12 protein-coding genes are annotated in these 15079 nt (G+C 46.3%); all 12 read left to right on the top strand.

Features of this window, described 5'->3' with window-relative positions; genetic code table 11:
- The first annotated feature begins 17 nt into the window (after positions 1-17).
- The gene (proS, locus tag HF638_RS00720; RefSeq protein ID WP_169478461.1) at positions 18-1472 is read left to right on the top strand and encodes a proline--tRNA ligase; all 1455 of its coding nucleotides are present in this window, start codon (positions 18-20) and stop codon (positions 1470-1472) included.
- A 152-nt stretch (positions 1473-1624) separates the two neighbouring features.
- Positions 1625-5944 (top strand): PolC-type DNA polymerase III, encoded by a 4320-nt coding sequence (locus tag HF638_RS00715; protein ID WP_169478460.1) that lies wholly within the window; start codon positions 1625-1627, stop codon positions 5942-5944.
- A 257-nt stretch (positions 5945-6201) separates the two neighbouring features.
- Complete coding sequence (gene rimP / locus HF638_RS00710; RefSeq protein WP_062833826.1) at positions 6202-6663, top strand: ribosome maturation factor RimP; 462 nt, start codon at positions 6202-6204, stop codon at positions 6661-6663.
- A gap of 123 nt (positions 6664-6786) precedes the next feature.
- Positions 6787-7884, top strand: a complete 1098-nt coding sequence (gene nusA / locus HF638_RS00705; RefSeq protein ID WP_047842500.1) for a transcription termination factor NusA — start codon at positions 6787-6789, stop codon at positions 7882-7884.
- A 25-nt stretch (positions 7885-7909) separates the two neighbouring features.
- Positions 7910-8215, top strand: coding sequence for an RNase P modulator RnpM (rnpM, locus tag HF638_RS00700; RefSeq protein WP_017689143.1), 306 nt, complete (start codon positions 7910-7912; stop codon positions 8213-8215).
- The gene (locus HF638_RS00695) at positions 8208-8537 is read left to right on the top strand and encodes a L7Ae/L30e/S12e/Gadd45 family ribosomal protein (protein WP_017689142.1); all 330 of its coding nucleotides are present in this window, start codon (positions 8208-8210) and stop codon (positions 8535-8537) included. The genes rnpM and HF638_RS00695 overlap by 8 nt, the downstream gene beginning before the upstream one ends.
- Positions 8530-11115 (top strand): translation initiation factor IF-2, encoded by a 2586-nt coding sequence (gene infB, locus HF638_RS00690; protein ID WP_169478459.1) that lies wholly within the window; start codon positions 8530-8532, stop codon positions 11113-11115. Before HF638_RS00695 ends, infB begins: the two co-directional genes overlap by 8 nt.
- 25 nt (positions 11116-11140) lie before the next feature.
- Entirely contained in the window at positions 11141-11500 is a 360-nt protein-coding gene (gene rbfA, locus HF638_RS00685; RefSeq protein WP_017689140.1) for a 30S ribosome-binding factor RbfA, read from the top strand.
- Between the two features lie 19 nt (positions 11501-11519).
- Positions 11520-12497, top strand: a complete 978-nt coding sequence (locus tag HF638_RS00680) for a DHH family phosphoesterase (RefSeq protein WP_169478458.1) — start codon at positions 11520-11522, stop codon at positions 12495-12497.
- A complete protein-coding gene (truB, locus tag HF638_RS00675; RefSeq protein WP_169478457.1) occupies positions 12491-13414 on the top strand; it encodes a tRNA pseudouridine(55) synthase TruB in 924 nt (307 codons plus the stop codon). The genes HF638_RS00680 and truB overlap by 7 nt, the downstream gene beginning before the upstream one ends.
- A 70-nt stretch (positions 13415-13484) precedes the next feature.
- A complete protein-coding gene (locus HF638_RS00670) occupies positions 13485-14423 on the top strand; it encodes a bifunctional riboflavin kinase/FAD synthetase (RefSeq protein WP_445255384.1) in 939 nt (312 codons plus the stop codon).
- A gap of 158 nt (positions 14424-14581) precedes the next feature.
- Positions 14582-14851, top strand: a complete 270-nt coding sequence (rpsO, locus tag HF638_RS00665) for a 30S ribosomal protein S15 (RefSeq protein WP_056700672.1) — start codon at positions 14582-14584, stop codon at positions 14849-14851.
- Positions 14852-15079 lie beyond the last annotated feature (228 nt).

Genomic DNA, 15079 nt, shown 5'->3' with positions numbered 1-15079 from the left:
GAGGACGCTGGAGTCTTATGTCAAAGGAAAATGATAAACAATTCGTGACTGAAATCACACCACAGGGTGAGGATTTCTCACGCTGGTATATTGATGTTATCAAAAAAGCTGATCTCATGGATTATGCACCGGTACGCGGATGCATTGTGTTCAAGCCAGACGGTTTTGAAATCTGGGAACACATCAAGGACGAGTTGGATCGTCGTTTCCGTGAAACGGGTCATCGCAATGCGTATTTCCCGATGTTCATTCCTGAGAGCTTCTTCCAAAAGGAAAAAGAGCACGTGGAAGGCTTTAACCCTGAATTACCATGGGTTACGGAAGCTGGAGGAGAGAAGCTGGAAGAACGTCTGGCAATCCGTCCTACATCCGAAACGATTATTGGTCACATGTATTCCAAGTGGATTCAGTCTTATCGGGATCTTCCGGTATTGATCAATCAGTGGGCTAACGTAGTTCGTTGGGAAAAAAGAACGTTGCCGTTCCTTCGCACAAGTGAGTTCCTGTGGCAGGAAGGTCACACTGCGCATGAGACCGAAGAAGAAGCACGTGAAGAAACGATGAAAATGCTTGAGATATATCGTGAAGTGGTTGAGGAGTATTTGGCTATTCCTGTAATTGTAGGTCAGAAAACCAAATCCGAGAAGTTTGCGGGTGCGGTGGATACCTACTCGATCGAAGCCATGATGAAGGATGGACGTGCTGTACAAGCAGGTACATCACACTACATGGGAACGAACTTTGCAAAAGCATTTGAAATCCAGTATCTTAGTCGGAACAATGTGCTGGAACTGGCTTACACCACTTCATGGGGAGTAAGCACACGTTTGATCGGTGCGTTGATTATGGTTCATGGAGATGACCGTGGTCTGGTACTTCCTCCTAAAGTAGCGCCAACGCAAGTGGTCATGATTCCAATTGGACCTCCGAAAACGCGTGATGCTGTTGTGGGACGTGCAGATGAGTTGTTCACTGAGTTGAAACAAGCTGGAGTCCGTGTGAAAATGGATGATCGCAGCGATGTTCGCCCAGGTTGGAAATTCAATGAATACGAGATGCGCGGTGTTCCGATTCGTCTGGAAATTGGTCCACGTGATATGGAAAATGGCGTTTGTGTACTCGTATCACGCATCACAGGTGAGAAAAAAGTGGTAGAACAGGCGAACCTGGTAGAAGAAATCCAGTCTATGCTGACACAAATTCAGGTAGATATGCTGGAACGTGCTCGCACATTTATGTCGGATAACTTCTACTCCGTGGATACACTGGATGAGATGAAAGAACTGATGGAAAACAAACGCGGGTTTACACTGGCTGGCTGGTGCGGTTCAGAAGCTTGCGAAGATAAAGTAAGAGAAGTTACAGGCGCAACAAGCCGGAACATTCCGTTCCAGCCTGCGGAAGAAAAGCATACGTGCCTGGCTTGTGGTGAACAGGCAGAACACACGGTTGTGTTTGCAAGAGCATACTAAGTCAGGATAACCTGACGAAAAGCACTTATTCACCGGTTAAGTAATGAATGGAGAGCTTCTGTCGGATAAAATGAGTCGGTGCGAGTTCGGATCGGTGACATTTTTGAATGCAGGGGCTTTTCATGCTTTAAGGGGGTACAAGGAGGAACACGATGAGCGGATTCGAGGAGAAGAGAAAACGATTTGAGTTGTTGATGAAACAGGCGGAGCTGCCGGCTGGTCTGTTAGAGCCCTATTTTTTGGATGGATGGATTGAACAAGTAGAGACCAACCGAAGTAATCGGGAATGGAATATTCTAATTGCGAAGGATACGTTGGTACCCGCTCCGATCTATCGCACTTTTTGCCTGCATATTCAGGAGAAGATGAATCATATCGCCAAAATTTCATTTGGTTTCAAATATACGGACAAGGTACAGAGTGGTGATATCGTCAGTGAATATTGGAATCTGTTTCTGGAGTGGGTTACACGTGAGATTCCATCTGTGAATGGTTGGATGAACCGGACTACGTTTGAATGTGAAGCGGATCTTTTGCAACTGACGATGAGTGACGCAACGTCGATGGAATTGGCTCGCAAGAAACAGATTGATCAGGCGATCACGACGTTCTATGACAAGTATTTTCATCTACCTCTTCGCATCAAGATGCAAGTGGGCGAAGTGGCCAACAATAAAGAGGCGATGGAGCAGTTCCAGGCCAAAAAACGTGTTGAGGAACTTGAGGTCATCGAGAAGATGATGAGTGAAGTAGACACAGAAATCCCGGTGGATGAGGAACAAGGCGATGTGCGTTTGCAAATGGGCTATGATATTAAAGAGCCAGCAGTGCCTATGCAGGAAATCCAGGATGAAGAGAAAAAGGTCACGCTTCAAGGTTCGGTGTTTGGTCTGGACCGTAAAGAACTGCGAAACGGAAATACACTGTTTACATTCTATCTGACCGACTTCACAGACTCCATGCAAATGAAGATGTTTGCCAAAACAAAAGAGGATGTTAAAATTCTCAGTTTGCTGGCTAACGGTAAATGGGTAAAAGTGCGTGGTCGTGTAGAGTATGACCGGTTTATGCAAATTCCTGAACTGGCCATGATTCCTTCAGATTTGATTGAAGTCAAAGCACCGCCATCTCGCAAAGATAATGCACCAGAGAAACGGGTGGAGTTCCATTTGCACTCTACGATGAGTACAATGGATGCTGTAACTTCGATCGACAAATACGTGAAAATGGCGGCAGAGTGGGGACATAAGGCGATTGCGGTCAGTGATCATGGTGGTGTACAAGTATATCCCGAGGCTTCCAAGGCTGCTAAGAAAAACGGGATTAAAATGATCTACGGCCTAGAGGCTAATGTAGTGAATGACTCTGTTGCGGTCGTCATGGCTCCACAGCCATTGGATCTCCAAACAGCGACATACATTGTATTTGATATCGAGACCACGGGTCTTTCGGTTACGCAGAACAAAATTATTGAGATTGCCGCTGTGAAGATGCAAGATGGTAAAGAAATCGACCGGTATGCGACGTTTGTAAATCCGCATGAACGCATTCCCTACAACATTCAGCAATTGACTAATATTAATGATGACATGGTAAAAGACGCACCTGAGCTGGAGCCTGTTATACGTGATTTCGTGCAGTTTGCTGGAGATGGTGTACTTGTTGCGCATAATGCACGTTTTGATATGGGCTTTATTCAGGCTTCCCTGAAGCAGATTGGAATGCCAGAGCTGCCTAACCCTGTCCTTGACACGTTGGAACTGGCGCGATTGTTATTCCCAAAAAATAAGAACCACCGTCTGAATACGATGGCGGATAAATATAAGGTTGGACTGGAAAGCCATCACCGGGCTATTGACGATACAGTTGCGCTCGCGGGTATACTGATCGGATTATTAAATGATGCTGCCCAGATGAAAGGATTGACGAGGCTCGATCGCCTGAACGATTATGTAGGTGTTGACTTGTCGAATACAAGGCCTTTCCATTGCGGAATCTATGCACTGAATGAAGTCGGTAAGAAAAACCTATATAAATTGGTATCTCTCTCTCATACGGAACATTTCAAGCGGGTACCGTGCATTCCCAAATCGAAACTGATCAATTTGCGTGAAGGCCTCGTTATTATATCGGGCTGTGAAAAAGGTGAATTCTTTGAAGCGGTGCTTAACAAATCGCTCGAAGAAGCGGAAGAGATCGCCGAGTTCTATGACATACTGGAGATCCAGCCACTTACAATGTATATGCACTTGGTAGATAAAGGCTTGGTGGCTACTCCTGAAGAAATCAAAACAGCAATCCGTAAAGTCATTGATATCGGGACGAAGCTGTCTAAACCTGTTATTGCCACAGGTAATGTTCATTACTTGGAACCTCGTGACAAACTATATCGGGATATCACCATTCACGGAATTACAGGATTTAGTCCACTGAAAGATCAACGTAAACCGGATGCGCATCTTAGAACAACAGAGGAAATGCTTGAAGAGTTCAAGTTCCTCGGCCAAGACAAAGCTTATGAGGTTGTCGTTACCAATACAATTGAATTGTCTGACCGATTTGAGGAAATTAAGCTCTTCCCGGACAAACTGTTTACTCCGATTCTGGAAGGTGCGGACGATGAAATCCGTAATACCTGCTATGACACTGCCAAGTCCATCTATGGCGAGGAATTACCGGAAGTCATCGTGGCACGGCTGGAGAAAGAACTGATTCCAATTATTAAATACGGGTTCTCTGCCAACTATCTAATCTCGGAACGATTGGTTAAAAAATCGAATCAGGATGGTTATCTGGTAGGTTCGCGGGGATCGGTTGGTTCCTCTGTCGTTGCTACATTCCTGGGTATATCCGAAGTTAATCCATTGCCTGCTCATTATATATGTGTGAATTCGGAATGCAAACACAGCGAATGGTTCCTGGATGGTAGTGTTCGGAGTGGATTTGACCTTCCCGAGAAAGAATGTCCGGATTGTGGTAAGAAACTTAAAGGAGAAGGCCAGGACATTCCGTTTGAGACCTTCCTTGGATTTAAAGGAGATAAAGTTCCCGATATTGACTTGAACTTCTCTGGTGATTATCAGCCTCACGCACATAACTACACGAAAGTGCTATTTAGTGAGAAAAGTGTTTTCCGTGCGGGGACCATTGGTACGGTGGCTGAGAAAACAGCATTTGGTTTTGCCAAGAAGTATGAGGAACAGCATCAGAAGAAATGGCGTGGAGCTGAATTGAATCGTTTGGCCTCTGGTTGTACTGGGGTGAAACGGAGTACTGGACAGCATCCCGGCGGTATTGTCGTAGTACCTGATTATATCGAGGTCGAAGACGTTACACCTGTTCAGTTCCCGGCTGACGACGTTAATGCGGAGTGGAAAACAACACACTTTGATTATCATGCTTTTGAAGAAAACTTGCTGAAACTTGATATTCTGGGGCACGATGATCCGACTATGATGCGGATGCTACAGGATTTGACAGGAATTGACCCAACAAGCATTCCGATGAATGATCCGAAAGTTATGAGCATGTTTAACTCAACCGAAGCTTTGGGCGTTACACCGGAACAGATCCGGTCACCAGTAGCAACGTTTGGCGTGCCGGAGATGGGGACGAAGTTCGTACGTCAGATGCTTGTCGAATCTCAGCCGACATCTTTTGCCGATTTACTGCAAATTTCCGGTTTGTCCCATGGTACAGGGGTATGGCTTGGAAACGCTCAGGATCTGATTAAGAACGGAACGTGCAACATTAAGACGGTAATCGGTTGTCGGGATGACATCATGTTGTTCCTGATCTATAAAACGGGGATGGACGCAAGTCTGGCCTTTAAGATTACCGAGAGTGTTCGTAAGGGACGTGGTCTGCCACAGGAATGGATTGACGAGATGAAGAATTGCAAAGTGCCTCAATGGTACATTGATTCTTGTCTCAAAATCCAGTACATGTTTCCGAAGGCTCACGCGGCCGCTTATGTTATTTCGGCAGTACGTACGGCATTCTTCAAGCTATATCATCCGATTGAATATTACGCAACCTACTTTACCGTGCGGGCGGATGAGATCGATATTGAACTGATGTGTCAGGGATATGATGCAATCTATCGAAAAATTACAGAGATCGAGCAATTAGGTTTCCAGGCACCGCCGAAAGAGAAAAACATGCTACCTGTCCTTGAAATGGGTCTAGAAATGGCAGCACGCGGATTCTCGTTGAAACCTATTGATTTGTACCGTTCGGAAGCGACGAAGTTCATCGTTGACGGAAAAACACTAATCCCTCCATTTTCAGCTTTGGCAGGAATCGGGGATAATGCAGCTCGCAATATCGCTGCGGCAAGAGATCATGGTGAATTCCTGTCGGTGGAAGATTTCCAACAGAAATCGAAAGCGAGTAAGACGATTGTTGAACTCCTGTCGAATATGGGATGTTTCCGTGGCTTGCCAGAGAGCAATCAGCTTTCCCTGTTCTAGGATTAGATTTGAATCAGGGAATAGAGATTAATCGGTGATACGTAATTTTTTCTTCATTAGTAAGTAATCTGCCTGAAAGATCGCTTACTTGTCACTATTACCAGACTATGTTATAATTTTTGAAGTGAACGAGATAGTACGAATTTCTAAAGAGTGGGGAAACCCACTCTTTAGTCTTTGGTATACAAGAATCTTGGGTATTTAATAATCTGCCAGTGCTATTTTGCTGGTGTAACCTAAGTTGGAGGTTATTGGTTTTGAGCACAACGAACATTAAATCTACCGTGGAAGAAATGATCCAACCCTACTTGAACGAACAAGGCTTCGAGCTGGTTGACATCGAATACGTCAAAGAAGGCAGCAACTGGTTTTTACGGGTGTATGTCGACAAAGAGGGTGGCATCGACATCGACGATTGCGTCTTGATCAGCGAAAAGCTGAGCGCCAAGCTGGATGAGAACGATCCGATTCCAACCATCTATTTCCTTGAAGTGTCTTCTCCCGGTGCGGAGCGTCCACTGAAAAAACCTGAGGACGTTACCAAAGCTGTAGGCAAAAATGTTTTTGTAACAACCTACGAACCGGTGAACGGATTGAAGGAATTTGAAGGCAAGCTGTTATCCTTTGATGACGGAGAACTCGTGATCGAAGCAGGGAAGAAACAGCATGCTATTTCTTATGATAAGGTTGCCAGTGCGCGCCTAGCTATTTTGTTTTAAGTGCCTTGTTCACTTTATTAATGAAAAAGACACATCTCACGATAACGGCAAGGTGCTCATGAGTTCAGAGCCTTTCGCCGTTTTACGTATGAGATGCCATGTTTGAAAGGGGGATCAACATTCATGAGTATGGATTTTATTGAAGCAATGAATGAATTGGAACGGGAAAAAGGGATCAGCAAGGATGTGCTGTTTGAAGCGATCGAGGCTGCACTAATTTCCAGCTACAAGCGGAATTTCAACACGGCCCAGAATGTGCGTGTTGACATGAACCGTAATACGGGAGTTATTCGGGTGTATGCCCGTAAATTGATCGTGGAAGAAGTCCTGGATTCACGTACCGAAATTTCATTGCCTGCTGCACGAGAAATCAACCCACACTTCCAGCTGGAAGATATTGCGGAGATTGAAGTTACGCCGCGTGATTTCGGACGTATCGCCGCACAGACTGCCAAACAGGTAGTGACCCAGCGGATTCGTGAAGCCGAACGCGGCCTGATCTACAACGCTTTCGTAGATAAGGAAGAAGATATCGTTACGGGAGTGGTGCAGCGTCAGGATTTGCGCAATATCTACATCGATCTGGGCAAAATCGAAGCGGCTTTACCGCTAACCGAATTGATGCCGAACGAGAAGTTTGTTCATGGTGACCGTATTAAGGCGTATATCACCAAGGTCGAGAATACGACCAAAGGGCCGCAAATCATTTTGTCCCGTACCCATCCGGGCCTCTTGAAACGTCTCTTTGAACTGGAAGTGCCTGAGATCTTTGACGGTGTAGTTGAAATTCGCTCCGTCGCTCGCGAAGCGGGGTTCCGCTCCAAGATTGCCGTTCATTCCCGCAACGAGGAAGTTGATCCAGTTGGATCTTGTGTAGGCCCTAGGGGAATGCGCGTGCAGACCATTGTGGGTGAGCTGCGCGGTGAAAAAATCGACATCGTTCGTTTCTCCGATCAGGTAGACGAATATGTTGCTAATGCACTGAGTCCTTCCAAAGTATTGGAAGTTCATGTATTTGAGGAAGAAAAGATGGCTCGGGTTATCGTTCCGGACTATCAACTTTCGCTCGCTATTGGTATTAAAGGCCAAAATGCAAGATTGGCAGCCAAATTAACCGGCTGGAAAATCGACATTAAGAGCGAGAGCCAGGCGGAACAGGAATTCGGCAGAGAAAAAGATTCTTCTTCTGAAATGCATCAGGATTCCGTCTCCGTCGACTAAAGTAAAGTACGGGGGGCGCTGACGTATGAAACCAAAAAAAGTGCCGCTGCGTAAATGTGTGGCATGCCAAGAAATGATGCCCAAAAAGCAGCTGATCCGCATCGTTAAAACGCCAGAGGATGAAGTGCTGATCGATTTGACTGGCAAAAAATCCGGACGTGGTGCCTATTTATGCGGCAAAGAGTCCTGTTTTAAACTCGCACTCAAAAACCGGGCTTTGGATCGGGCGTTAAAAGGCAAAGTTTCACCTGAAATTTACGAGCAATTAGCAGCTGACTTCATCGCGGTTGAAGATGAATTCAAAGCAGCACAGGAGCGTGAACATGACTAATATTAAAACGCTGTCTTATCTGGGACTCTCTATGCGTGCAGGTAAACTTGTAACAGGTGAAGAAATTGTACTTAAAGCGATCCGTTCTTCCGAGGCTAAAATGGTTATTGTTGCGGGTGACGCCTCAGCCAATACACAAAAGAAATTTCGCGATAAATGTGGAACTTATAAGGTTCCTCTGTTGATCGGATTTGACCGGGATAGTCTAGGTTCAAGTATCGGTAAAGACACGCGTGTTGTTCTTGCAGTAACGGATCGAGGGTTTGCAAAAATGATCTCCAAGCAAGTCGGTATAATGTCGGAGGTGGAGTATATTGAGTAAACAAGAAAACAAGGATAAATTGCGAGTTTATGAATATGCGAAGTCCCTTAATATGAGTAGTAAAGAAATTATAACCATTCTTAAAAAGCTGGAAATTCCCGTAAACAATCATATGAGTGTCATGGAGAATGGTTCAGTCGGTAAGGTGGAACAATTTTTTAAAGATATAAAATCCACTGCTGCTTCGAAACAAGGCAACGATGCAAAACCAGTTGCTACTTCGGCAGTACGCAGTGACAAACCAGTGGACAGCAACAAGCCGGCCGGCGGAGTGAACACGCCGAAGAGCAGTAACCCATCCGGTAGTCCCGTACAAACAAAAATACAACAGGAAAAGCAGGTAGGTATGAACAATAGACCAAATTCCAACAATAACAATGGCACCCAAAGACCCAGCGGCCAAGACAGCCGCAACAGAACGAACTCTTCCCAAGGCTCAAGCCAAGGAGGACAATCAACTAACCGTCCAAGACCAGCTCAAGGTGGACAAAGCAGTACTGCATCCCGTCCGCAAGGATCGGGTCAACGTCCGAATAACAGCGGTGGCGGTCAAGTAAGAACTTCAGGACCGAACAGTGGTGGTAATACAGGTACTGCTGGCAACCGTAGCGGTGGCCAAGGTCAGAGCCAAGGACAAGGCCAACGTAGAAGCGGCCCAGGTGGTACTACTGGCAGCAACAACAACAGTGGTAACCGTTCGAACAGCGGTGGCGGTGGACGTCGTTATGATGACAACCGTGGCGGCAACTTCCGCGGTAACCGTGGTGGCAAGAATAACCGCAACAGAAATCAACAACAGTACCAACAACGTGAGAAAATTGATAACACACCTAAGAAAATCATCGTTCGTGGTGATATGACCGTTGGTGAAACAGCGAAGTTGCTCCATAAGGATGCTTCCGAAGTTATCAAAAAACTCATCGCTATGGGCGTTATGGCAACAATCAACCAAGAACTTGATATCGAAACGATCCTTTTGCTTTCAGGTGAATTCGGTGTTGAGGTTGAAGTGAAGATTGTGCTTGAAGATGACCGTTTCGAAACACTGGAAGAAAATGATGATGCTGCTGACTTGCAGGCTCGTCCACCAGTAGTTACAATCATGGGTCACGTTGACCATGGTAAAACAACTTTGCTTGATGCCATTCGTTCCACGAATGTAACAGGCGGCGAAGCAGGCGGAATCACGCAACATATCGGTGCATACCAAGTCGAAATCAACAGCAAAAAGATCACGTTCTTGGATACTCCGGGTCACGAAGCGTTTACAGCGATGCGTGCACGTGGTGCACAGGTTACGGATATGACGATTATTGTTGTAGCAGCAGATGACGGCGTTATGCCACAAACCATTGAGGCCATTAACCATGCTAAAGCAGCTGGGCTTCCAATTATCGTTGCTGTCAATAAAATCGACAAACCGGGCGCTGATCCGGATAAAGTAAAACAAGAATTAACTAACTATGAACTCGTTCCTGAAGAGTGGGGCGGAGATACCATTTTTGTTAACGTGTCAGCGAAACAAAGAATGGGTCTGGAAGGTCTGCTTGAAATGATTCTGCTCGTTGCAGAAGTGAACGAATACAAAGCGAACCCGGACAAACGTGCCCGTGGTACGGTGATTGAAGCCGAGCTGGATAAAGGACGTGGCCCAGTTGCCCGTATCCTCGTACAGCACGGTACATTGAAAGTCGGAGATGCTTTCGTAGCAGGTAACTGCTTCGGTCGTGTTCGTGCAATGGTCAATGACAAAGGTCGCCGTTTGAAAGAAGCTGGACCTTCAACACCTGTAGAAATCACAGGTTTGACTGAAGTTCCAGGTGCGGGAGATCCATTCATGGTGTTTGAAGATGAGCGCAAAGCGCGTTCCATCGCTGACAAACGTGCGATTACACAACGTGAATCCGATCTGGGTACACATACTCGCGTAACGTTGGATGATCTGTTCCAGCACATCAAAGATGGCGAGATCAAAGATCTGAACGTAATCATCAAAGGTGACGTACAAGGTTCGGTTGAAGCATTGAAAGGTTCCCTTGCGAAGATCGAAGTTGAAGGTGTACGCGTGAAAATCATTCATAGCGGCGCTGGTGCAATCACTGAGTCCGACATCATTTTGGCTGCAGCATCTAATGCCATCGTAATTGGTTTCAACGTTCGTCCTGATAACCAGGCGAAAGCAACTGCAGATCAAGAGCAAGTAGACATTCGTCTGCATCGCGTAATCTACAGTGTTATCGAAGAAATTGAACAAGCGATGAAAGGAATGCTTGATCCGATCTTCAAAGAAAAAGTTATCGGTCATGCTGAAGTTCGTAGCACGTTCTCCATCAGTAAAGTGGGTACCATCGCTGGTTGTATGGTTACCTCGGGTAAAATTACGCGTTCTGCGGAAGCACGCCTGATTCGTGATGGCATTGTCCTTTACGAAGGTAAGCTGGATTCCCTGAAACGTTATAAAGATGATGCCAAAGAAGTAGCCCAAGGCTACGAGTGCGGTATCACACTGGATAAATACAATGATCTCAAAGAGGGCGACGTTATCGAAGCCTTCATTATGGAGACAGTACAACGATAAGCAAGGAAGCATGAGGTGAACAACGATGGCTAAGATTCGTACAGGTAGAGTGGGCGAGCAGATCAAGAAAGAAATAAGTCTGCTCATCCAGTCTGAACTGAAAGATCCACGTATCGGCTTTATTACGGTAACGGGAGTCGAAGTGACAGGAGACTTGTCGCAAGCCAAAGTTTATCTGAGTGTCTTCGGTGAACAGGAACAAAAAGATAACACGCTCAAAGCTCTGGCAAAAGCAAATGGATTTTTGCGTTCCGAGCTGGGCAAACGTATCCGTTTCCGGCATGTTCCCGAGTTGATATTCAAGATTGACGAATCCATCGCTTATGGTAGCCGAATTGAGAAGCTGCTTGGCGATATTGGTTCCGACAAGAACGAATCCCAGTAACAGAATAGAGGAGACGGCAATGCACACTTATGAACAGGCGCTCCAGGCCGGAAAGCAATTTCTGCTGGAGCATGATGATTACCTGGTCGTGTCGCATGTACAGCCGGACGGTGACGCAGTCAGCTCGACGGTAACGGTGGGCTGGCTGCTGTCATGTCTGGGTAAGACATTCACGATGATTAATGAAGGCGAAATTCCACAACGCATGCAATTTTTGTGGGAAGCCGGCAACATTGTGAACATGACCGAACAACCACCGCAGCGGAAATATAAAGCTGTTATCTGTGTGGATTGTGCAGACTTTGCCAGAGTAGGCTTGACGCGTCATTATTTCGAAGAAGATGCTTTGATTTTGAATATTGATCATCATCCTACGAATGATGCTTACGGTACAGTCAACATCATTAAGTCAGATGCTGCTGCAACGGCTGAAATTTTGTTCGATTTTCTTAACCTGTTCCAAGTAGCATGGGATAAAGATGTTGCAACGGCAGTCTATACAGGATTGCTTACGGACACAGGTGGGTTCCGCTATGCCAATACGAGTCCAAATGTAATGACAACGGCCTCCAGATTGCTTGAACATGGCGTGGATGGACCCTATCTCGCCCAAACTTTGTTGGAGCAGGTGACTCTTCCACAAGTTCGGATTTTGAATCAAGCACTATCAAGCCTGAAGATGACAGATGATGGCAAGATAGCCTGGGTTGTTATTACACCAGATGATATGGTCGCTTGTGGAGCAGCTAATGAAGATCTTGAAGGGGTAGTGAACTATCCGCGCAACATTCAGGGCGTGGAGGTTGGGATCTTTTTCAAAGTCATCAACGAGAATGCCGTCAAGGTTTCTCTGCGTTCGGCTGGCAAGATTGATGTTGCTGCATTAGCACAGACCTTTGGTGGAGGCGGGCATGTACTCGCAGCCGGATGTCGTCTGGAAGGCAGACTTGAAGATATTGTAGCAAAAGTACTGAAGCAGGTGAATTCACAATGGTAAAGCCCTTTGAAGGTGTACTTCCGGTATATAAACCGGCGGGATTTACTTCTCATGATGTTGTAGCCAAAATGCGTCGCATTCTCAAGATGAAGCGCATTGGGCATACTGGCACACTGGACCCACAAGTTACAGGCGTTCTGCCGCTCTGTCTTGGACGGGCGACACGCGTGGTAGAGTATATGCAGGAGCTTCCAAAGGAATATCTGGCTACGCTCAGATTGGGACTGTCTACTGATACAGAGGATATGACAGGGGAAGTCATTGAGCGGGCTGAAACGACTGTGGAAGTAACACAGGAACAGGTTCAACAGGTGCTAGAGCAGTTCCTAGGCACGATCTCTCAGGTGCCACCCATGTATTCTGCGGTAAAGGTAGACGGTAAACGTCTCTATGAGCTTGCTCGTGAAGGAAAAACGGTAGAGCGTAAGAGCCGTGAGGTCACAATCTATGAGCTTGAGCTTACAGGGATTGAGACTCAGGGTGAAACCACCGATATATCCTTCCGGGCCTTGTGTTCAAAAGGTACCTATATTCGGACGTTGTGTGTAGACATCGGCCGACAACTCGGATATCCATCGACCATGGTTCGACTCGAGCGTACGATCTCGGCAGGTATTTCTGCAGATCGTTGTCTTCGTATTGAAGAAGTGGAACAACTTATGGCCGATGGGACTTTGGCTGAGGCGCTGATTCCTGTTGACGAGGCTATTGCGTCGATTCCATCCCACAAGGTCGGAGAAGAACAGACCAAAGGAGCACTTCAAGGTCAGAAACTGTCTGCACGTCTTCTGGAACCGCCTGTAGAGCAACCTGGTTTGCTGCGGTTGTATGCTCAGGATGGTACGTTTCTGGGGATATTTGAACGGGATGAACTAAAACCAACGGTGAGGGCAGTTAAAGTCTTTTTGCCGGAATAAAGAGGTCTCGGGCTTGGAGTTGTGGTGATGCTCAAGCTTGGCCTATCAAGTGAAATGCAGGTGAATGATTGTGAAAACCGTAATGCTAACCTATCCGCAGACGTTACATTCGACTGAGCTGAGCACACTTCCCCAAGTGCTCGCGATTGGTCAATTCGACGGACTGCATCTCGGACATGCAAGTGTCATTTTATCAGCTGTCCGCATTGCGCGGGAAACGGGCATGCAGGCAGCGGTCATGACCTTTCATCCACATCCGAAGGAAGTTATGCGCAAAGGGGATTACGAGGGTTATTTAACTCCCTTGAGAGATAAAGAAGACATCTTGGCAGGAATGGGTGTTGATGTGCTCTATGTGGTGGAGTTCAATGAAAACTTCTCACGGCTGACGCCGCAACAATTCGTACACGACCTGTTGATTCCTCTTCAGACACGAACAGCGGTGGTTGGTTTTGACTTCCGTTTCGGTCACAAGGGTGCAGGAGATGAGCAACTTCTTCGTACATTGGGAGAAGGAGAAATGACGGTGGAAACCGTTCCTCCATTCCTGTTAAATGGTGAAAAAGTGAGCAGTTCTCTCATTCGTGGCCTGTTGAAGCGTGGGGAGATGGATGAGGCCAGTCAGTGGCTTGGCCGACCTTACAGCATCAGAGGAACCGTAATTCACGGGGAGAAGCGTGGACGAACCATTGGATTTCCGACAGCCAACCTTGAACTCACGGACCATTACGTTACACCGTCGAAGGGTGTTTACGCTGTTCGTGTGCAGCATGGAGAACAGGAACTGCATGGCGTAATGAATCTCGGTGTGAAACCTACGTTTCACGAAAGCGGGATGAAACCTACGTTTGAAGTGCACCTGCTTGATTTTGATGGACACTTGTATGACCAGGAACTAAAGGTTGAGCTCGTTCACTATATTCGTGCAGAGCGAAAGTTTGACTCCATTGATGCATTAATTAGCCAGATTCGTGAAGATGCATTGACTGCCGGCCGCCTGTTATCTTAAGCTTCAGGATTAAATGCATGTTTACATTTACTTTGACTGGGCAATTATGATATACTGTACTACGTTGTCGATTGAGACAACAATAACCTTGGCTTGGTTGCTTGCTCTCACCGGCGGTGACGAGGCTAATGGCGATTATATTGAAGGAGGTGAACAGGATGGCATTGACTCAAGAACGTAAACAACAACTGATCGACGAGCACAAAACTCACGAGTCCGATACAGGATCTCCAGAGGTGCAAGTTGCTATCCTTACGGAAAACATCAGAAGTTTGACAGACCACTTGCGTACGCATAAGAAAGACCACCACTCACGTCGTGGACTTTTGAAAATGGTAGGTCAACGTCGTAAGCTTTTGGCTTACGTGAAAAACAAAGATGTTAAACGTTACAGCGCACTGATCGAAAAACTCGGATTGCGTCGTTAATTATCGTACATGTTTTCAAAACCAACCTGGCTGTTATCCGTCATTCTTTTGTCTAAAAGGACAAGCGGAACTACAGCCGGGTTGTTTTGTAGATGAACATGTTGCCATATATTTGTAGATGGGGCTCCGTGAGGAGCTTTTGTTGTGCAGATTAGCATGTTGCAAGATGATACATAGCTAATGAATGCAGGACAAGCAGGAAATACTGTGAATATGCAGAATCCATTG

This window comes from Paenibacillus sp. SZ31 (assembly GCF_012912005.1).
Classification (GTDB): domain Bacteria; phylum Bacillota; class Bacilli; order Paenibacillales; family Paenibacillaceae; genus Paenibacillus.
This window is presented reverse-complemented; position numbering and strand designations above follow the sequence as displayed.

Bases quoted from the DNA above. Each gene is read 5' to 3' on its own strand.
- proS (WP_169478461.1), top strand. From the start codon at position 18: ATGTCAAAGGAAAATGATAAACAATTCGTGACTGAAATCACACCACAG.
- HF638_RS00680 (WP_169478458.1), top strand. From the start codon at position 11,520: ATGCACACTTATGAACAGGCGCTCCAGGCCGGAAAGCAATTTCTGCTG.
- rnpM (WP_017689143.1), top strand. From the start codon at position 7,910: ATGAAACCAAAAAAAGTGCCGCTGCGTAAATGTGTGGCATGCCAAGAA.
- HF638_RS00715 (WP_169478460.1), top strand. From the start codon at position 1,625: ATGAGCGGATTCGAGGAGAAGAGAAAACGATTTGAGTTGTTGATGAAA.
- truB (WP_169478457.1), top strand. From the start codon at position 12,491: ATGGTAAAGCCCTTTGAAGGTGTACTTCCGGTATATAAACCGGCGGGA.
- rpsO (WP_056700672.1), top strand. From the start codon at position 14,582: ATGGCATTGACTCAAGAACGTAAACAACAACTGATCGACGAGCACAAA.
- HF638_RS00695 (WP_017689142.1), top strand. From the start codon at position 8,208: ATGACTAATATTAAAACGCTGTCTTATCTGGGACTCTCTATGCGTGCA.
- rbfA (WP_017689140.1), top strand. From the start codon at position 11,141: ATGGCTAAGATTCGTACAGGTAGAGTGGGCGAGCAGATCAAGAAAGAA.
- nusA (WP_047842500.1), top strand. From the start codon at position 6,787: ATGAGTATGGATTTTATTGAAGCAATGAATGAATTGGAACGGGAAAAA.